This window comes from Moorena sp. SIOASIH, from assembly GCF_010671925.1.
Lineage (GTDB): Bacteria > Cyanobacteriota > Cyanobacteriia > Cyanobacteriales > Coleofasciculaceae > Moorena.
Genome location: NZ_JAAHIH010000003.1, coordinates 49,270 through 67,682, shown reverse-complemented (window position 1 = coordinate 67,682; position 18,413 = coordinate 49,270). Strand labels below are relative to the sequence as shown.

Sequence of the window (18,413 nt, the reverse complement as noted above, 5' to 3'; positions counted from 1 at the left end):
CCAAATGGCTCGATTCCTGGCAGATGAAAATTTTAATAACCAAATTGTCCGAGGTGTTCTTCGCCAAAGTCCAGATATTGATATTGTGCGTGTTCAAGATGTGGACTTATCAGGAGCAGATGATCCAACTGTTTTAGCATGGGCTGCTCAAGAAGGACGAATGGTTTTAACTCATGATGTTGCTACGATGATAACTTTCGCATACGAACGTATCCAAGCAGGATTATCTATGCCTGGGTTGTTTGAGGTGAGTCGTCGTGTCCCAATCGGGCTAGCGATAGAGGAAATTATCTTGATTGCTGAGTGCAGCCTTGAGGGAGAGTGGGAAGGACAAGTAAGATTTCTACCTCTACGGTAAATACGAGTAGTTGCTGCTACCATTACCGTTAAATTACTCAAGTTTCCGAACGGAACGGAGGTGCTAAAATCTCCAATGGTGCGGATTGACGTGCAGCTTAGCTGGGTTTTTAGGCTAAAGACTGGGTATTTTTGTTAACTAGAATAGAAGAAACTCTTTTGTGCGGGAAGTAGAGATCGCCATGAAAGTAGCCACCACAGCTGTTGAAACCAATCCCATTGTGTTGAGGATGCCCCCGGCATGGGCTATGGATGATGACCAATTTTTTGAGTTTTGTCAGATTAATCGAGATTTACGAATTGAGCGCACATTAGACGGAAAAATAATTGTTATGCCCCCCACAGGAGGTGAAACATCTCAAAAAAATTCCAACATTAATTTTCAGCTACAGTTGTGGAATCGCCAAACAAAGCTAGGCAAGGTATTTGATTCTTCTGGTGGCTTTAAGCTGCCCAATGGTGCAGAACGTTCCCCTGATGCTTCTTGGGTCAAAAAAGACAGATGGGAAGCCCTAACGCCTCAACAAAGGAAAAAGTTTATTCCTCTGTGCCCAGATTTTGTGATTGAGTTGCGCTCTCCCAGTGATAGGGTGAAGAGTCTTAAGGAAAAGATGGAAGAGTACAGGTCAAATGGCGCTCTGTTGGGGTGGTTGATTGAGCCAAATAGTCGTCAAGTATATATTTACCGTCCTGGGGTAGAAGTGGAGCAGTTGGACAATCCAGCTACGGTGAAGGGGGATGAATCAGTGCTGCCTGGTTTTGTCATGGTCATGGAAGAAGTTTGGGAAGGGTGAACAACGTTTTAATCCCATTGGAATAAGCGATCGCTGAAAGCAGGACGCGCGTCCATCGCCTAATAGCTAGGCGCAATCAATCCGGCGTTGCTGAATTAAGGAATGAATGCGGGATCATCTGGTTTTGGTCAAGCCCCCGTGGGTCCCCCGAGCGAGCAATCCCTCGCTCGGGGGACTTGTCTTGATGCAGTCGCTCATGGGGGAAACCACGGCAGTCGCTCATGGGGGGAACCCCCAAGACCGCGCTGCCTTCCCAAGACCGCGCTGCATCGCTTGAAAGTCTTGTTCCCCCCAAAATTGGGGGGCTAGGGGGGCTTGACCATACCCATAATCAGCAACGCAATAAATCCAGGTAATCCCAAATGGCTCGATTGCTGGCAAATGAAAATTTTAATACCAAAAGATTAGTTGCTTAATCGATAATGGGTAATGGGTAACTGACCTAACTATACTTGAAATGATTCCTAAAAAAAAATCGTGTAGGTTAAACATGTGTTCAGTAGAGTCATCATGTTGCACCAACTCCTCACCTGGATCATAGCCCTAGCCCTAACCCTCTCCACTACCTTACTACCCATTGCTCCTGCCTCGGCTAACCCAGTCCAAACCGAGAATGTCGAGGTGCAATTAATCAGCGAAGTCATCAACATTCAACCTGGAACCCCCTTCTGGGTAGGACTACACTTCAACATCAATCCCGGCTGGCACACCTATTGGCGAAACCCTGGTGACTCGGGTCTCGGAGCTACCCTTAAGTGGACCCTACCCCCCGGCTTTGAAGTGGGAGACATCGTTTGGCCCTATCCCCAGCGGCTACCCCTTGAGCCATTAATGAACTTTGGCTATGAAGAAGAGGTTACCCTACTCAGCCAAATCACACCCCCAGCTAACCTAGCTACTCCTGATTCTCTGCAACTCCGAGTAAAAGCTGATTGGTTGGTCTGTGAAGTAAACTGTATTCCGGAAGAAGGCACCCTCAACCTCACCTTACCAATTACCTCTAGACCTCCCTTAGTCAACCAACGGTGGGCAAACTTATTTGAGCAAGCCCGTCAAGCTCTACCCAAACCCTCCCCATGGCAAGTCACAGTCACTATTGAACCAAAAGACTTAACCCTGCAAGTTGAAGCCCCCGAAATGGAAGAGGCTCAAATCCAAGAGGTGACCTTTTTCCCACATCAAGACGGTATCATTAGCAACCCAGCGCCCCAAAACGCAGAACTTAATCAAGATGGAATCACCTTGCGATTGCAGCGAGGCTATCTTAGGAAACTCGACCCAATCACTGGAGTGTTAGTAATTCGAGAATCCCTAGACAACCAATCTGTAGTCCAAGCCTTCACCATTGAAGCCGCAGTAAGCAATGAAATAGGCAAAACCGCCCCAACCCCAACCCAACCCCGATGGCAATTGCTCCTGCTAGCATTACTCGGAGGCATAATCCTAAACCTGATGCCCTGTGTCTTCCCAGTGCTATCTCTCAAAGCACTCAACATAGTCCAAAAATCCCAGAAAAGTCCCAAGCAAGTGAGACGCCATGCGATCGCATTTACTGCAGGCATTCTCGTCAGTTTTAGCGTAGTCGCCAGTGTGCTATTAATTTTGCGATCGCTAGGGCAACAAATCGGTTGGGGATTCCAGCTACAATCCCCCGTTTTCGTTACCTTAATGGCATATCTAATGTTTGCCGTTGGCTTAAGTCTATCGGGAGTCTTTATCTTCGGTGCTTCCATCATGGGAATTGGGCAACGATTAACCACTCGCTCAGGATACATAGGGGAATTTTTCACAGGAGTCTTTGCCACCGTAGTAGCCACTCCCTGCACCGCACCATTCATGGCAACCGCCCTGGGAGTAGCCCTGACCCAATCCGTACCGATAGCGATCGCAATTTTTGAAATGCTCGGTCTCGGGCTAGCCCTGCCCTACCTAGCCATTAGCTTCACCCCAGGATTGCAACGTATTTTACCCAAACCAGGAGCATGGATGGAAACCTTCCAACAGCTTCTGGCATTCCCCATGTACGCCGCCACCGCCTGGTTAATCTGGGTATTAGCCCAGCAAACTGGAACCAACGGTTTAGCAGCCGCCCTAACAGGACTAATCCTAATTGCCTTTGCCACTTGGCTGCACCAAAAAACCCGCCTACTCCCCCCTCTAGGAAAGCATTTGGGCTCAATCTGCGCCTTAGTCGCCCTAGGATTTTCCCTGAGCTTAGCCCAAATCTCCACCACCACTCCTACTGCAGTGACCCATAATCAAAATCAGGGCATCAAATGGCAAGCCTATACAGCTCAACGACTAGTAAAACTAAGGCAATCAGGAAGCCCAGTATTCCTGAATTTCTCAGCATCCTGGTGCATTACCTGTCTAGTTAATGAGCGTGTCGCCCTCAACCAGCCAGAAACCATAGCCGCCTTTGAGTCTAAAAAAATTGCCTTACTCAAAGCAGACTGGACTAATCGTGACCCAGCCATCACCAAAGCTCTAGAATCCTTTGGGCGCAGTGGCGTACCCCTTTATGTATTGTATCCAGCAGACTCTGAATTTACACCGCCTATTATACTACCTCAGATTCTATCCCCAGATCAAGTTCAACGTGCCATCAAAAACCTATAGCAAAGGGAACAGGGAGTAGGGAGTAGGGAGTAGGGAGTAGGGAGTAGGGAGTAGGGAATATGGCATCAAAAATTATCACAATTCATTTAGGATTCCTATATAAAATTTAGGTATAATTTAAGTAAATGGAAAATAACAAGCAACAAGTGACAATTAACAAGTAATAATCAACAATCAACAATCAACAATCAACAATCAGCCATCAAAAAATATGAACAACTTTATCAAAGTTAACGGTCAGAAAATCACCACCACTGGATTAGTAGCCCTAGCCCTAATTATCACCGGATGCCAGAATCCTCCCCTCACCAAAGATTCTAAAACTACAAGTCAAGTATCGACCGCAATTGCAGCATCATCACCATTACAGATTGATGGAAAAGCACCAGAATTCACTGGAGTTGACAGCAACAACACCACCCACAAGCTCAGTGATTTCAAAGGGAAAGTCGTAGTATTAGAATGGACTAATCACCAATGTCCCTTTGTCCGCAAACATTACAGCAGCGGTAACATGCAGAAACTTCAGAAAGAAGCCACCAGCAAAGGAGTAGTGTGGTTATCAATAATCTCCTCAGCTCCAGGACAGCAAGGTCATGTCACCCCTCAAAAAGCCAATGAATTGATTAAGAGCAGTAGCGCTAGTCCCACAGCAGTAATTATAGACTCCGAAGGCACCATTGGTCGTCTATATCAAGCTCGCACCACACCCCATATGTATGTTATTGATACTGATGGAGTCCTAAAATACATGGGCGCAATTGATAATAAACCCTCAGCTAATCCAGCGGATGTAGAAACTGCTACCAACTATGTCCGAGCTGCTGTGGATAGTGTTATTACTAATAAACCTGTAGAAACAACAGTTACTCAGCCTTACGGTTGCTCGGTGAAATATAATAGTTAAAGGTGTAAGCAATTAGCAATCAGCAATCAGCAATCAGCATATCCTTAGATGGTCAAATACCCAGACTTTCTATTATCATTAATCTCGAACTATTAAATTCTACCAAACGAAGTTTATTTTAAGCTGACAACTGACAGCTGACGGCTGAATGCTTCTTGACAAAGAAAGTATTATTCACACATCAATTATATTCGCTGTATCTCGAACAACTTGTAAAAATTGCTCAAGAGTAGGACAAGGATTAGTAATACGCCATGCGATCGCGCTCCACAATCTCTGCCGTAGAAGGTTCTACTGACCGATACACTACCCCATCTCGACGAAAACGTCTGATCGAATTGGGCAATAGAGCAATTCCCATACCTGCTGCCACAAATCCCAACATCAGTTGGGTTTCATTGGTTACCGAAAAAATTGGGTTTAAAGCCCCGTCCTTATAGGACGGCTTTCTTTTTAAGCTAAAACTTGACAGTTTTCACAGAGCGTGTTAGGATAAAAACCATTACAATAAACTAAAAATATAGATAAATACTATCTAAAAATAAGTAGGCAACGTAAAAAATATGTAAGAGATACATATTGCGTAATTTGGTCTAACGACTTAAACGTCTATGAAAAAAATTAGATTAAAAAAGTATCTATCTATATATAAAAAAAGCGATGCAGCGCCTTCATGCGGGGGTTCCCCCCATGAGCGACTGCATCAAGACAAGGTACGGTGGGGCACATCGGAACCTGGGTCATAGGCCCGTTCGCGCAGCGTTGGTTTCCCCGAAACGCTTATGGAGATTTGGCCTCTACTCTTCTTGGTTCCGACCAGGTTGAGCAAGTCGAATCTGTGAAGTAAGAATCCCCGTGTCTAATGACCGGGGAGTGTCAATTGACTCACCTCAGGAGTAAAGCCAGCCTGGTGACAAACACGAATTACCGCCGAATATAAACCACATTGATCAGTATTTAATCCCAGAATAAACGGTTCATCCTGAAGTTGCTGTAGTTGCACCTGATCTTGACTAGCTAGGGGATGAGTTTCAGATACCGCCAACACCAACGGTTCTCGCAGAATCGTTTCCACCATCAGTGATTCATCTACCTTGCGAGGCACAATAAAACCCAAATCAATCCGTTGCTCCAACAATGCCTGAAGTTGTTCCCCAGTTGACATCTCCTTCGCCACAATGTGTACATCAGGGAATTGCTGCTTATAAGTTTGAATCGATAGCGGGACAATATCAGCTGAAGAAAATCCCTCAAACCCCAAGATAATCTGACCAATTTCCCCACGACTAGCTCGCTGAGTCACTTGGACACCCAAATCCACCTGCTTGAGGATTCTTCGCGCCTCTAACACCAACGCTCTACCAGCTTCAGTTAGTTGAATCTGGGGCTTGGTACGGTGAAAAAGCTGTACCCCCAAGCTTTCCTCAAGGCGTTTAATTTGACGACTCAAAGGCGGTTGAGCAATATGAAGCCGCTCTGCAGCTCGCCCAAAATTCATTTCTTCCGCCACCACTAGAAACGTCTTAAGATGATTAAGTTCAATGTTCGATAGCATCAGTCATACCTTTAGAGGTATCAAGCACCTCCAAAAATTATATTAGACAAAATTAGCATTACTACTTAAGCTAGTAATATAAGCTTCTATGGAGTAAAAACATGAAATAATTTATAGCATGAACTACGTTACTAAATTAGAGAATTAGTAAGGGTAATATCTCCTAGTTAATAGGTAAGTTATAAAACTATAGTTGAGATAATAAAGGTAGTAATTAACTGCGAATAAATTGCTTATTTATTCAACATCTATCCAAGTTTTGCTTGGTATTGATATCTAGTTTGACTGGGTGGTGTGTTACGGGACGGGCTTTCCCAACGCTTACGAGCAGGCGGAAAATGAGTTCGAGCCCTTCGGTGGTGCGTTACGGGGCTATTGGCTACGAAGTTGAATATGATGGCAAGGCGCGCCCCTAACGCACCCTACACACCCTACTAATATTAACCGTCAACCGTCAACCGTCAACCTGTCAACCTGTCAACCTTCAAACCGTCAACCTTCAACCTTGGCCTTTCGGCCACGCTACGCGAACAACCAAATAACCTTCAACCAGTCAACCTTCAACCTTCAACTAACTAACTATGACCACAGAACTATCACCATCAATGGGATTAAAAGAAGCAATAGAACAGCGTCGTGCTGCCCGTTCATTTCGTCCTGATCCAATTCCCAAAGAAATCTTAACAGAAATTTTTCGCTTAGGAGTGCGATCGCCTTCCGGTTTCAATTTACAACCTTGGCGCTTTATAGTTGTACAGGAGCAAGCTAACAAAGAAAAGTTAAGAGCCTGTGCTTTTAATCAGCGTCAAGTAACAGAAGCTCCAGTTGTATTAATTTGTTGTGGCGATCGCCGAGTGACTCAAACCGATTACATTGAATCAGTGATTCAACTTGGTAAAGATGTTGGTGGAGTCAATGATGCTTATGCAGATATTATGCGTAACTCAATTCCTCAAATGTTTGAGTATCATGCCTCCTTTCAATCCACTGAAGCCTGGACAAATCGTCACACTATGTTAGCGGTTGCTCATTTAATGATTGTGGCAAAAAGCTTTGGGGTTGATACCTGTCCAATGGAAGGATTTGTGTCTGCTCAGGTTAAAGAAGCATTTAACATTCCTGCTGAAGTAGATGTGTGTTGTTTACTCCCCATGGGATACGCCGGTGAACCATTTAAACTCTATGGTGGACGGTTTGATATCGAACAAGTTTACTATGGCGAGAGCTTTGGAGAATCATTCCAAGTCTAGTATAGCGGTTTTCAATTTGGTAGGGAGTAGGGAGCAGGGAACAGGGAGCAGGGAGCAGGGAGCAGGGAGCAGGAAATAGAGGGCAGGGAACAGCGATAATCTCTTTACCTCATAGTTATGAAAAATCCTGTAATCACCAATCACTAATTACCAATTATAGCGTTTTCCATACTTATCAAGTAGATTCAATTTTGTTACCCCTACTCCCTACTCCCTACTCCCTACTCCCTACTCCCTAACTGTCAAAACCATGAAATTTAAATGAATACTAATTTACCAATAACTACTCAAACATTTGGAAGCAAACCCAATGACTGTAACCACAAACAATCAAAAAATAATCAAAATTCGTAAATCCTCTGAAAGAGGACACGCTAATTACGGTTGGCTCGATTCTTACCACACCTTTTCTTTTGCCAACTATTACGACCCCGCTCATATGGGATTTCGCAAACTGCGGGTAATTAATCAAGACCGAATTCAAGGTGGAACTGGCTTTGGAACTCACTCCCATAGAGATATGGAAATTATTTCCTATGTCCTAGAAGGAGCCCTTGAGCACAAAGATACCCTTGGCAATACAACAGTTATTCGTCCTGGTGAAGTGCAACGGATGAGTGCAGGAGAAGGTATTGCCCACAGTGAGTATAATTATTCAGCCACTGACATCGCCCATTTTTTTCAAATCTGGATTTTACCGAATCAAACCGGATTAACACCAAGCTACGAGCAGAAATTTTATGCACCAGAAGAAAAGCAGAATCAATTAAGACTAGTTGCTTCAGAGGATGGACGGGATGGTTCTGTGAGCATTCATCAAGATGTTAATCTCTATGCCACAAACCTGGATGCTGGTGCATCAATAGTAACCCATGCTAATCAAGATCGTCATATTTGGGTACAAGTAGCACGAGGTCAGGTGAAGTTAGATAATTACTTGCTACAAGCTGGTGATGGTGCTGCTATTTCTCAAGCAGAATCTGTGATGTTAGTGGGTCAAGAGCAAGCAGAGGTATTGCTGTTTGATTTGGCCTGAATCCAGAGATCTCAGCATCTGTAAATCTGAAGTTACCGGTTTTCTATTGGCTAAACCCTTGATTTTTACCGAAAAAATTGGGTAATCGCGCCCCATTAGACGCGCGCCTTAGAATAGGGTCGCCTTTATAGGGGACTGGCTATGAAAAAAAGGTTAAAACTTATTAAATAAGGCGACCCTATTCTTACGGTAACTTTAAATCCTGATAGGACGGCTTTATTTTTCAGCTAAAACTTGACAGTTTTCACAGAGCGTGTTATGATTATATGATAAATAAGAAACTAAAAAGCTAGATAAATACTATCTAAAAATAAGTAGGCAACGTAAAAAATATGTATCAGATGCATATTGCGTAATTTGGTCTAACGACTTAAACGTCTATGAAAAAAATTAGATTAAAAAAGTATCTATCTATCTATATAAAAAAAAGCGATGCAGTGGCCTCACGGGGGTTCCCCCCACTCGCGCAAAGCATGGCTGACAAGGTACGGTGGGGTTTGAAGTTACCGTAATCAGAGGGTCGCCTTTATATTTTTAGGGTTATTCATAATAGGGATCAAGGTTTTGTACTAAGGCGACCCTCTGATCAGGTTTCGTTTCCGGCACACCGAAACCTGGGTCATAGACCAAATACGCTTGGGGAGAGGAGACCTCTATTTTTCCTGGCTCCGGCCTGGTTGAACAAGTCATCTCGTTGAATCAAGAATCCCCGTCCATAAGCGGGCGGGGAGTGTCAATTTCACTTGGGACTATTAATCCAAGCTACTAGAGCAAAGCGGGTTCCTCGTGTAACCGGCTGTACCTGGTGAATCCAACTGGATGGGAAGAGTGTTGCTGAGCCTTGCTCTGTGCTAGCCACTTGTCCAGCTTTCCTAAAGATGAGACTTCCCCCCTCATAGTCTTCAGGTGGGCTAAGTTGAACGACAATGCTGATACGGCGTCCACCAATTACACCTTTGTTGACATCAGTATGTTCCTTATAATGACCTCCGATCCCGTAACGTAGGAGAAAAATTGGTTCTGAAAATTCCCTCTCAATGTTGAAGTTGAATACCTCGTTAGCCTGATCTGCACATGCGATTAGGCGTTGATAAAGCCAACTATACTCAGTTAATTGAGGGATGTTGAGAAGATGTGCCCATCGATAAGAACGGTCAATTACTTGCTTAGAGTAGTCATGACCGACACGAATTTTTGCTTCTTCCAACTCGTGCTTCGCTGCATCTTCAACCAGATCAACACACTCTCTGATAGAGAGAACTCCAGGGAAGGTCATTAAATGTTGATGAGGGGGTTGAGGGCTTACAACAATAGACATCAGATAATTTCCTATGGGAGAATTTAATGTTTCATAGAGAGAAAAGCTACAAGAGTCCGTCGTTCCCCTCGGACAACAGGAGTCACCTCGTGGAGTAGATCACCTGCACTGATTACCATCTGAGTTGACAAAGGATGATATACATTGGTAGACCCTCCTTCATCATAAACAACTAGATCACCACCTTCATCAGCTTCCTGAAGATGAATAATAATTGGTGACAGCTCCTACACTGACTCTTTGAGTTCAGTGTAGGCAACAAGCGCCAATCCGGGCATCCCTTAAGAGGCGCTGGGCTTTAAGAACGGACTGCCCTGCCGCTCTGTTTTTTATATTTATTGCTGCATTATGGTCACGATTGGCCGTAGGCCACGCTACGCGAACGAGACTACACCCACAATGAGGACAATCGTGCCATCGTACATGCAACTTTTTAGGAACTTTTTTACCGCAATTGGAACAATTCTGTGAAGTATTTTTGGGACTTACTGGAACCGCCAACAAGCCAGCATTCTCGGCTTTGCTTGTCAGGATTGTCAGAAAGCTTGACCACCCAGCATCTAACACAGATTTAGCCAATCGGGATCTGGAAAGTCCTTTGACGTTTAGCTTTTCGTGAGCAACCACATCATATTTTGACAGCAAGTAATTGGCGGTTTTAAAGTGGAAGTCTTTCCGCTTGTCCGCTACCTTTTTATGCTGTAAACCGAGCTGTTTGATAGCTTTAAGTCTGTTACTTCCTCCTTTCTTCCGTCTAGAGACCCGCTTTTGAATAACCCTTAATCTTTTCTGAGCCTTTCGGTAATATTGGGGAATTTCAACAGACTCCCCGTCAGAAGTGGTCAAAAACTCCTTAAGACCAACATCAATGCCAACTATTAAGTCAGGATTAATGTCAGGCTTAATTTCGGGGATTGTCTTGTCTTCTAGGGAGAATATCAGGTAATAACCATCACATTTTTTAGTAACAGAAGCAGTCTTAATCTTGAATCCATCAGGGATAGGGCGATGTAGTACAACCTTGACTTTACCTATTTTAGGTAGGTTAATTACATTGCCTTCCAAGCACCATTCCTTCATTTGAGGATAGGTAAACGTACGGTAGCGGTGTTGTTTTTTTAATCTAGGTTTTCCACTTCGCTTTCCGTTACTATCTCCCTTAATAAATCGATCAAAAGCTAATTTTACTCTTTTTACTACATCCTGGAGTACTTGGGAGTGTATATCCTTGTACCAAGGGTGAGTCTTTTTGAGATTGGGTAAAGTTTTCTTTTGGCTGTAATAGTCAGGATTGTTTCTTAGTTGAGGAAGGTGACAAACAAGAGGACAGGCATTTACTGGACATCGATTGTTTTCGTACCAATTGAAGCGATCTGCCAATAAATAATTATACTGAGAGCAAAGCATCGAAAGCCAGTGATCTATCTTAGCTCTTTGCTCTTTTGTTAGCTTTAATCGGTATTGGTACGCAATTCTCATTTTGCTTGTCCTCTAGCTTATCGACCTGTTACTATTCTAGTATACAGCTAGTCAAACCCCCAGTCATAATGAAAACAATAAAAATGACAATTAGACTTACCGATTTTGAGAAAAAGCAATTAGAGCAAGAAGCAGAACGAAGGGGAATGACTCAGTCATCACTACTTAGGAGCTTGATAACTCGTTTCCCCGTTCGCGTAGCGTCGGCTGTGCCGAATCCGAGAGACTCTGTCCGCGATTCATCCCACACTCATGCTGCACATTGAGATGTGGGGCTTCTCGCGGTTTCTGCTAAATGTCGCAGTGGATCGGAATCATTATCATAGTGAGCACCAATATAGCCTCCAGGTCTCATAACATTCAACTGAATGCGTCGAATTTCCAGAAATTTAGCAGAGGTTATGAACTGAAAAAAGGCCTTCATTGGCTCCTTCAGGAGGATATTTTCAATCACTGGGGCAGTAGAGGTAAGAGTTTGTAGATAAGGTGTATCGGTCTTCAGACGACCCACTTCTAAGTTATGAGTTTCGCCTCTGTCACCCACAGAAACCGAGCGAGTAGGAGTCTTGCAGGAAATATTAAGAATACATTGATAGTCTTCAGCGGTCATTGGAGTTTCATTTAGGGTTATAACCAAGACTCCATACTTGGCAAACTTATAGCGCAAATCACTATACTGAGAACTAAGCTCCAACATCTAAGTTTCTTCTAGCCTCTAAAAACTCTTTCTTGAACACCAAAACCTCCAGGAGGGTTAAGCTGAAGATGCAGAGCATAAGACTGATAGCATAAAATCCATTCTTCAGCCAACTTTCCCCCTGGCTTGATCATACAATCACTAGACTGATAGCATAAAATCCATTCTTCAGTCAACTTTCCCCCTGGTTTGACCATACAATCACTCAATAGACCTCTTGCATAAGTCTGATCAACCTGGGTGAAGACAAGGCAAAAGGCAAAAGGCAAAAGGCAAAAGGGATAGATTTTGATTTCATATTTATTTTTGCAAGAGGTCTAATATTCCTGGGCATCACTATTGAATCATGTTTCGGTAAAACCCAAAATCTGGATTTTACCGAGTCAAACAACACAACTGAGATGCACCCATTCTTGATAGCGGTAAACACAAATAGTTTGTAGGAAACATTTCTGTATTCCTACAAACTATTTGTTATTCATCTTGTCTATTTATCGATTCACAAGATAACTACGAATACGACTACGTTCTGGTAATAGGTAATGGGTAATAGGTAATGGATAATGGATAATGGGAAATAGTAAGCCAATTACCAATGACCAATTACCAATTACCAATTACCAACCAACAATTTGTAGCCTTCTTTTCCCTCAGTCTTATTACTAGGATTTTTTACCTTGCCGCTTCTTTACTGAGGTTAACCCCATAACTCCGAAGGCAAACAGCGTACCCACTATAGTTCCTGGTTCTGGTGTGGATACACTTCCTGATGGTGAGCCCGGTGGTGTGTCTGTGAGTCCCTTGACAACAAAGACAACATCGTTAAAGTCTTGATCTCCTGACTCATGGGCTTGCTGGGATATCCAATCGTCTTCAAATCCTAGCATCACAAACTTATCCCCTCCAAATTCAACTTCATAACCCAAGAGATGATTGAATCCGTCGGGGTTTTCTTGGGGATCGAAACCAAAGTAGTTATGACCACCATTGTACCCATCGGAAAGTAGGAAAAACTCAATAAAGGTGTTACCGGCAAAATTACCCACATTCACACCTTGACCAAGTGCCAAAGGACCATCGCCGTTAGGGAGAATGCTCAAGGGAGAGGAAACATCATCAAAAACTATTTCTTTAATGTTACCACCATCCACAGAATAAAATAGTTGATTTCTGAAACCGGCTCCTTCGTTGATAAAAAAGACTTCCACATCGTTCGCACCACTTTCCCAGCGCAGATTATCAAAATCGATTTCAGGCAAATCCAGTTGATCTATCCTTACTCTTTCAGGATTCACGATATCGTTAAAGTGTTGCCACTCCTCATAGGTTAGTTTTGGTAAGTCATTCCCTGAATTGCTATACTGTTGATCGTATTCTTGCTGAGATACATCAGATCCATTTGTGCTTGCAGATGCTTCATTGGCCGAACACAAAACTCCTAAAACAGTAGCGGTCGCCATTAATCCAGAAAGCAGTTTATATTTCATTAGATTGACTTACCTGATAGAGACTTAGTGGTTTTAGAGATTAGGGAGTATAGAGCGGTTTTTTCTGTGCATTCCCTGTTATTTATCAGTGTCTCTATCCGATGTATGCGATCGCGTTTATGAAGATTTGATGTCAGGTTTAACTTTTGTATAAATTTATAAGCATTCAGCGGTCAGGGGTCAGGGGTCAGGGGTCAGCGGTCAGCCATCAGCCGTCAGCCTTTGGCTGATAGCACCATCTGTAGCACCATCTGTAGCCCAAAATCGCTGATACTTGAGGTGCTGATACTTGAGGTGCTGATAGCTGATAGCACCATCTGTAGCCCAAAATCGCTGATACTTGAGGTGCTGATAGCTGATAGCTTACGGTAGGAGTATTATGGTTGTTCCTGAGATTGTTGCAACCACCCTTGGCAGTACTGAATCAGGGTCTGAATGCGATCGCATATTCCCTTCTGCCTTAATTTGGCTGTCCTAGGACTCCGGGATGCCTGCAGAAGCATCAGGTCATTTTCCAATAATCGCATCTGTTTGTAAATTTCCGTTTTTAGGGACTGCCATCGAGAGACATAATCCAGAGGTATGTCTGAGGCACTAATACTAGCGATCTGACTGATGAACAGCCCCTTTAGTGCTTGAAACTGCTCCTGAATTGCTGATCGGGGCAAATCATCAGGGTCAACTTGGCAGTACATCTGTTCTAGGGCTTGTTGGAATTCCCGTAATGCTTGATCATGTAATTCAGATAACATTGTGAGCCGTATTAGCGTAAAATTATAAATGTAAAGAATTTTTTCTTTTTAAAGACAGCGGTGCGACCCGAACGCGCCCCGCGTCGGCTTTGCCGATAGGCGCGACCCAAGGCCGTGAGCAATCCCTCACGGCCTTGGAACACGCACAAAGAGGTGCGACCCAAGGGCGCGAGCAATCCCTCTCGCCCTTGGAGGCGCGCACCTATAGCGAATTTAATTCGCCAAGGTCAAGGGCACCGGGGGCAGTTACCAAACCAACAATTTGGCTGTGCCACTTAAATATTGGATAAATATTGGAGCAAGCTTCCATCTCTTTGAACTTGAGCATCCGGACAGCATTCTGGCTTGACGAAAAAGGAGGGTGAAAGGAAGCTTTACTGACACTGATTGCTTGCTCAGAAGGGTTTGGCTGCATGGACAGCCTTGCCACCCTTCTGAGTCAGTACTCTTTTTGCATTACTTCGGTTTTCCTAGACTCCGGTATCTATTTTTTTCTCTGAGGGGCAAATAATTATGGACGCGATCGCCACATACTCTATTTTGAATTTTAACGTCAATATCCCTGACTGGCTGCAAGATTGCCTAAAAGCAGCCTCATCAGCGGCAGATGAACCAGTCGGTGATCATACTTTGTTAATCGCTGAGGCATTTAAATTTGCTTACCAACTCCATGAAGGTCAGTACCGCAAATCAGGAGAGCCTTACATTGCCCATCCGATTGCAGTGGCTGATTTATTAAGGGATTTGGGAGGCAACTCTACTATGATAGCGGCTGGATTCCTGCATGATGTAGTTGAAGATACGGAAATTACTCCAGAAGAAATAGAATCTCGGTTCGGAGTCGAGGTAAGAAATTTAGTAGAAGGGGTAACCAAACTATCTAAATTCAACTTCTCCAGTAAAACTGAGCGTCAAGCCGAGAACTTCCGCCGGATGTTCCTCGCCATGGCAGCAGATATTAGGGTAATCGTTGTAAAACTGGCAGATCGATTACATAATATGCGGACCTTGGAATACTTGAAGCCAGAAAAACAGGGTCAGATTGCCCAAGAAACCCGAGATATCTTTGCCCCCCTAGCCAATCGCTTAGGAATTGGTCGCTTTAAGTGGGAACTAGAAGATTTGGCATTTAAGTATCTCGAAAGGCATGCTTATCGGGAAATTCAGTCATTGGTAGCAGAAAGACGCTCAGACCGGGAACAGCGGCTGAAGGAAGTTTCAGAACTGTTGCGAGAGCGCATTGAGAAAACCGGTGTTCATTGCGTTGATATTAGTAGTCGCCCCAAGCACCTTTATGGAATATATCAGAAAATGCAGCGGCAAAACAAGGGGTTTCATGAAATCTATGATATTGCTGCCATGCGAGTGATTGTGGAAACCAAAGAGGAATGCTACCGAGCCTTAGCTGTTGTTCATGATCTGTTCAGACCAATTCCAGGTCGGTTTAAAGACTATATTGGTTTACCCAAACCCAATCGCTATCAATCTCTCCATACGGGAGTGATTGGGTTTAATGGTCGCCCGATCGAAGTCCAAATTCGCACCCTGGAAATGCACCATGTGGCGGAATGGGGTATTGCTGCTCACTGGAAGTATAAGGAAACCGGTGGCTCTAATACTACCAAATTCACGGCTGATGATGAAAAGCTGACTTGGCTGCGGCAGTTATTGGAATGGCAGAAAGACCTGAAAGATGCTCAGGAATACATGGAAAACATCAAAGATAACTTATTTGATGAAGATGTCTATGTATTTACACCAGATGGTGATGTAGTCGCTTTGAGCCGGGGAGCAACTGCCGTAGACTTCGCCTATCGGATTCATACCGAGGTGGGAAACCATTGTGCTGGTGTACGAGTTAATGGCGAATGGCGGGTACTAGATTGTCCTCTAAAGAATGGGGATATCGTAGAAATTCTCACTACCAAAAACGCTCACCCCAGTCTAGATTGGCTCAACTTTGTGGTAACAGCTAGTGCCAGAAATCGTATTCGGCAATGGTTTAAGCGATCGCATCGGGAAGAAAATGTGGCTCGGGGTCGGGAACTCTTAGAGAAGGAACTTGGGAAAAAAGGATTTGAAGCCTTGCTCAAATCAGCACCAATGCAAATTGTGGCGGAGCGCTGTAACTACCACAAAGTAGAGGATTTACTGGCTGGTTTGGGTCACGGTGCAGTGACACTCAACTTTGTAGTGAAACGACTACGGGAAGAACTACACGCTGGTTTAGACAATGAGCCAGAAGAAAGTGAAGTGGTTCAAGAGTATTCTAGCTCTACCCCCATTCATCCCCAATCCCAACTTCCTGGTAAGAAGCATCCTATTGCTGGTGTAGAAGGACTAATGTATCGCCTTGCTGCATGTTGTAACCCCTTACCGGGAGAATCTATCATTGGGGTAGTCACTCGCACTAAGGGGATTTCCATTCATCGGCAAGGATGTGTCAATGTGGAAAATGTTTTAGGAGAAAGACTAGTACCGGTCAGCTGGAATCCCACTGATATCGATAACGGACGTCCCCAAACCTACCCAGTAAATCTGCAAATTGAAGTGATTGACCGGGTTGGTGTCTTCAAAGACATTCTATCTCGCCTAAGTGACCAAAACATTAATGTCCGTAAGGCTCAAGTCAAAACTCAGTATGGCAGACCAGCTCTAATTGACCTGTGCATTGATATTCTCAATCACCAACAACTCAAGCGCAGCTTCGCCAAAATCCAACAAATGAGCGATGTGTTAAATATCCGGCGTGTTTCTCAGGTGGAGGAATGTCATTGAAGGTAAGAAGGTTTGGAGGTTAAAGGTTAGGAGGTTAGGAGGTTGAAGGTTGAAGGTTGTTCGCGTAGCGTGGCCGAAAGGCCAAGGTTGAAAGTTAGTTAGAAGGTTAACATTCAACAGTCAAGATTCAACTCAACAGGTAACACTCAACAGTCAAGATTCAACAGTCAAGATTCAACTCAACAGGTAACACTCAACAGGTAACACTCAACAGTCAAGATTCAACAAACCACTTCTTTTTCTTCTGAACGTCGTCTAGGTACCTCATAGGTGAAGAAATCATAGGCTAAGATGGTATTTGGGAAAATTGCCCGTGCTTCTTGAAGCAAATCATCTAACCTCAGGGGGTTTCCTGGAGCATAACGAGGACTGAAATGGGTCATAATTAGCTGTTTGACTCCTGCACCAAGGGCAACTTGAGCTGCCATGGTAGACGTAGAATGTAAGCGCTCAATAGCCATCTGAGCGTCTTGATGGGCAAAAGTAGCTTCGTGAATCAACACATCCCCATCCTTTGCCAGTTCAATGGCCTGCTCACAGAAGATAGTATCGGTACAATAAACTACTTTACGACCAGTTTCGGGTGCTCCACACAATTCAATGCCCTTAATCTCACGGCCATTAGGTAGGGTAATCGTTTCTCCCCGTTTGAGTTTACCGTAAAGGGGACCCGAGGGAATTCCTAATGCGATCGCTTTTTCTACATTAAACCTGCCCGGTCGGTCTTTTTCACATATTCGATAGCCAAAGGCTGGCACACGATGCTCCAGGGGTAGACAGCTAACGGTAAATTCCTGGTCTTCGTAGAGTAAACCAGGTTTGATCGTGTGAACTTTGAAGGGGAATGCCAAATGGGTGCGAGAGTATTTTAGGCAAGCTTGGAGATAACTATCTAAACCCGGTGGTCCATAAATATCAACCCTGTCGATGTTTCCCGCTAAGCCACAGCTTGCCAACAGACCTGGGATACCAAAAATATGGTCGCCATGGAGGTGGGTAATGAACATTCGTCTGATCTGGCTGGTTTTCAGGTCACTCCGCAAAAGTTGATGCTGAGTACCTTCGCCACAGTCAAACAGCCAGACTTCTGCACGCTGAGGTAAGCGCAGCGCTACACTGGACACATTGCGCGATCGCGTTGGGACTCCGGAGCTAGTTCCTAAAAATGTAATTTCCACGCAGCCTGTTTTTGAATCTTCTTCTATATATAGTACACAGCCTGAGTCTGATCATGCTTAATGTGCAATGCCTTTGAACGTATTTAGGGAGTAGGGAGTAGGGAGTAGGGAGTAGGGAGTAGGGAGTAGGGAGTAGGGAGTAGGGAAGTTGGAAGTCGGAAAAAATCCTATAGCGTTTATCGTAGCTATGAGGTACAGATTATTTT

18 protein-coding genes are annotated in these 18,413 nt (G+C 44.1%); 8 read left to right on the top strand and 10 right to left on the bottom strand.

What is annotated here, in order from left to right:
* Positions 1-4 precede the first annotated feature (4 nt).
* From F6J90_RS15395 to F6J90_RS15380, 4 genes are all read left to right on the top strand, one after another.
* Entirely contained in the window at positions 5-358 is a 354-nt protein-coding gene (locus tag F6J90_RS15395) for a DUF5615 family PIN-like protein (protein ID WP_293095071.1), read from the top strand.
* A 181-nt stretch (positions 359-539) separates the two neighbouring features.
* Positions 540-1,151: a Uma2 family endonuclease gene (locus F6J90_RS15390; protein WP_293095069.1), complete on the top strand. Its 612-nt coding sequence runs from the start codon at positions 540-542 to the stop codon at positions 1,149-1,151.
* A 510-nt stretch (positions 1,152-1,661) separates the two neighbouring features.
* Positions 1,662-3,770 carry a protein-disulfide reductase DsbD domain-containing protein gene (locus tag F6J90_RS15385; protein WP_293095066.1) on the top strand — a complete coding sequence of 703 codons (2,109 nt, stop codon included), beginning with the start codon at positions 1,662-1,664 and terminating at the stop codon, positions 3,768-3,770.
* Positions 3,771-3,981: 211 nt separating this feature from the next.
* Positions 3,982-4,677 carry a redoxin domain-containing protein gene (locus F6J90_RS15380; protein ID WP_293095063.1) on the top strand — a complete coding sequence of 232 codons (696 nt, stop codon included), beginning with the start codon at positions 3,982-3,984 and terminating at the stop codon, positions 4,675-4,677.
* A gap of 241 nt (positions 4,678-4,918) precedes the next feature.
* On the opposite strand, the gene F6J90_RS15375 is transcribed toward F6J90_RS15380, so the two are convergent.
* Together F6J90_RS15375 and F6J90_RS15370 are read right to left on the bottom strand one after the other, a co-directional pair.
* Positions 4,919-5,062 carry a hypothetical protein gene (locus F6J90_RS15375; RefSeq protein ID WP_293060745.1) on the bottom strand — a complete coding sequence of 48 codons (144 nt, stop codon included), beginning with the start codon at positions 5,060-5,062 and terminating at the stop codon, positions 4,919-4,921.
* A 474-nt stretch (positions 5,063-5,536) separates the two neighbouring features.
* Entirely contained in the window at positions 5,537-6,232 is a 696-nt protein-coding gene (locus F6J90_RS15370; protein WP_293095060.1) for a LysR substrate-binding domain-containing protein, read from the bottom strand.
* A 581-nt stretch (positions 6,233-6,813) separates the two neighbouring features.
* Between F6J90_RS15370 and F6J90_RS15365 the strand changes: the two genes are divergently transcribed.
* Entirely contained in the window at positions 6,814-7,482 is a 669-nt protein-coding gene (locus F6J90_RS15365; RefSeq protein WP_293095057.1) for a nitroreductase family protein, read from the top strand.
* Here F6J90_RS15365 and F6J90_RS15360 read toward each other — a convergent pair.
* Entirely contained in the window at positions 7,468-7,626 is a 159-nt protein-coding gene (locus tag F6J90_RS15360; protein WP_293095055.1) for a hypothetical protein, read from the bottom strand. The genes F6J90_RS15365 and F6J90_RS15360 overlap by 15 nt on opposite strands.
* A 166-nt stretch (positions 7,627-7,792) precedes the next feature.
* Between F6J90_RS15360 and F6J90_RS15355 the strand changes: the two genes are divergently transcribed.
* Positions 7,793-8,518, top strand: coding sequence for a pirin family protein (locus F6J90_RS15355; protein ID WP_293095052.1), 726 nt, complete (start codon positions 7,793-7,795; stop codon positions 8,516-8,518).
* Positions 8,519-9,257: 739 nt separating this feature from the next.
* On the opposite strand, the gene F6J90_RS15350 is transcribed toward F6J90_RS15355, so the two are convergent.
* The 3 genes from F6J90_RS15350 to F6J90_RS15345 are packed head-to-tail and all read right to left on the bottom strand — an operon-like array spanning position 9,258 to position 11,315.
* Entirely contained in the window at positions 9,258-9,836 is a 579-nt protein-coding gene (locus F6J90_RS15350; protein WP_293095048.1) for a 2OG-Fe(II) oxygenase, read from the bottom strand.
* A gap of 23 nt (positions 9,837-9,859) precedes the next feature.
* Positions 9,860-10,045 carry a 2OG-Fe(II) oxygenase gene (locus F6J90_RS43595; RefSeq protein WP_366513802.1) on the bottom strand — a complete coding sequence of 62 codons (186 nt, stop codon included), beginning with the start codon at positions 10,043-10,045 and terminating at the stop codon, positions 9,860-9,862.
* 37 nt (positions 10,046-10,082) lie between these two features.
* Positions 10,083-11,315 (bottom strand): transposase, encoded by a 1,233-nt coding sequence (locus tag F6J90_RS15345; RefSeq protein WP_293095045.1) that lies wholly within the window; start codon positions 11,313-11,315, stop codon positions 10,083-10,085.
* Between the two features lie 83 nt (positions 11,316-11,398).
* On the opposite strand from F6J90_RS15345, the gene F6J90_RS15340 reads away from it, so the two are divergent.
* Positions 11,399-11,581, top strand: a complete 183-nt coding sequence (locus F6J90_RS15340) for a hypothetical protein (protein ID WP_293095042.1) — start codon at positions 11,399-11,401, stop codon at positions 11,579-11,581.
* Here F6J90_RS15340 and F6J90_RS15335 read toward each other — a convergent pair.
* From F6J90_RS15335 to patD, 3 genes are all read right to left on the bottom strand, one after another.
* Positions 11,566-12,012, bottom strand: a complete 447-nt coding sequence (locus F6J90_RS15335; RefSeq protein WP_293095039.1) for a hypothetical protein — start codon at positions 12,010-12,012, stop codon at positions 11,566-11,568. The genes F6J90_RS15340 and F6J90_RS15335 overlap by 16 nt on opposite strands.
* Before the next feature lie 662 nt (positions 12,013-12,674).
* Positions 12,675-13,499 (bottom strand): DUF4114 domain-containing protein, encoded by an 825-nt coding sequence (locus tag F6J90_RS15330; protein ID WP_293095037.1) that lies wholly within the window; start codon positions 13,497-13,499, stop codon positions 12,675-12,677.
* Between the two features lie 377 nt (positions 13,500-13,876).
* Entirely contained in the window at positions 13,877-14,251 is a 375-nt protein-coding gene (gene patD, locus F6J90_RS15325) for a heterocyst frequency control protein PatD (protein WP_293095034.1), read from the bottom strand.
* Between the two features lie 513 nt (positions 14,252-14,764).
* Between patD and F6J90_RS15320 the strand changes: the two genes are divergently transcribed.
* Positions 14,765-17,029, top strand: a complete 2,265-nt coding sequence (locus tag F6J90_RS15320; protein ID WP_293095032.1) for a bifunctional (p)ppGpp synthetase/guanosine-3',5'-bis(diphosphate) 3'-pyrophosphohydrolase — start codon at positions 14,765-14,767, stop codon at positions 17,027-17,029.
* 221 nt (positions 17,030-17,250) lie between these two features.
* Here the strand turns inward: F6J90_RS15320 and F6J90_RS15315 are convergent, their stop codons facing one another.
* Positions 17,251-18,207 carry a ribonuclease Z gene (locus F6J90_RS15315; protein WP_293095029.1) on the bottom strand — a complete coding sequence of 319 codons (957 nt, stop codon included), beginning with the start codon at positions 18,205-18,207 and terminating at the stop codon, positions 17,251-17,253.
* Between the last annotated feature and the right edge of the window lie 206 nt (positions 18,208-18,413).

Coding starts and splice junctions, on each gene's coding strand:
- F6J90_RS15395 (WP_293095071.1), top strand. CDS start 5: ATGGCTCGATTCCTGGCAGATGAAAATTTTAATAACCAAATTGTCCGA.
- F6J90_RS15390 (WP_293095069.1), top strand. CDS start 540: ATGAAAGTAGCCACCACAGCTGTTGAAACCAATCCCATTGTGTTGAGG.
- F6J90_RS15385 (WP_293095066.1), top strand. CDS start 1,662: ATGTTGCACCAACTCCTCACCTGGATCATAGCCCTAGCCCTAACCCTC.
- F6J90_RS15380 (WP_293095063.1), top strand. CDS start 3,982: ATGAACAACTTTATCAAAGTTAACGGTCAGAAAATCACCACCACTGGA.
- F6J90_RS15375 (WP_293060745.1), bottom strand. CDS start 5,062: ATGTTGGGATTTGTGGCAGCAGGTATGGGAATTGCTCTATTGCCCAAT.
- F6J90_RS15370 (WP_293095060.1), bottom strand. CDS start 6,232: ATGCTATCGAACATTGAACTTAATCATCTTAAGACGTTTCTAGTGGTG.
- F6J90_RS15365 (WP_293095057.1), top strand. CDS start 6,814: ATGACCACAGAACTATCACCATCAATGGGATTAAAAGAAGCAATAGAA.
- F6J90_RS15355 (WP_293095052.1), top strand. CDS start 7,793: ATGACTGTAACCACAAACAATCAAAAAATAATCAAAATTCGTAAATCC.
- F6J90_RS15350 (WP_293095048.1), bottom strand. CDS start 9,836: ATGTCTATTGTTGTAAGCCCTCAACCCCCTCATCAACATTTAATGACC.
- F6J90_RS15345 (WP_293095045.1), bottom strand. CDS start 11,315: ATGAGAATTGCGTACCAATACCGATTAAAGCTAACAAAAGAGCAAAGA.
- F6J90_RS15340 (WP_293095042.1), top strand. CDS start 11,399: ATGACAATTAGACTTACCGATTTTGAGAAAAAGCAATTAGAGCAAGAA.
- F6J90_RS15335 (WP_293095039.1), bottom strand. CDS start 12,012: ATGTTGGAGCTTAGTTCTCAGTATAGTGATTTGCGCTATAAGTTTGCC.
- F6J90_RS15330 (WP_293095037.1), bottom strand. CDS start 13,499: ATGAAATATAAACTGCTTTCTGGATTAATGGCGACCGCTACTGTTTTA.
- patD (WP_293095034.1), bottom strand. CDS start 14,251: ATGTTATCTGAATTACATGATCAAGCATTACGGGAATTCCAACAAGCC.
- F6J90_RS15320 (WP_293095032.1), top strand. CDS start 14,765: ATGGACGCGATCGCCACATACTCTATTTTGAATTTTAACGTCAATATC.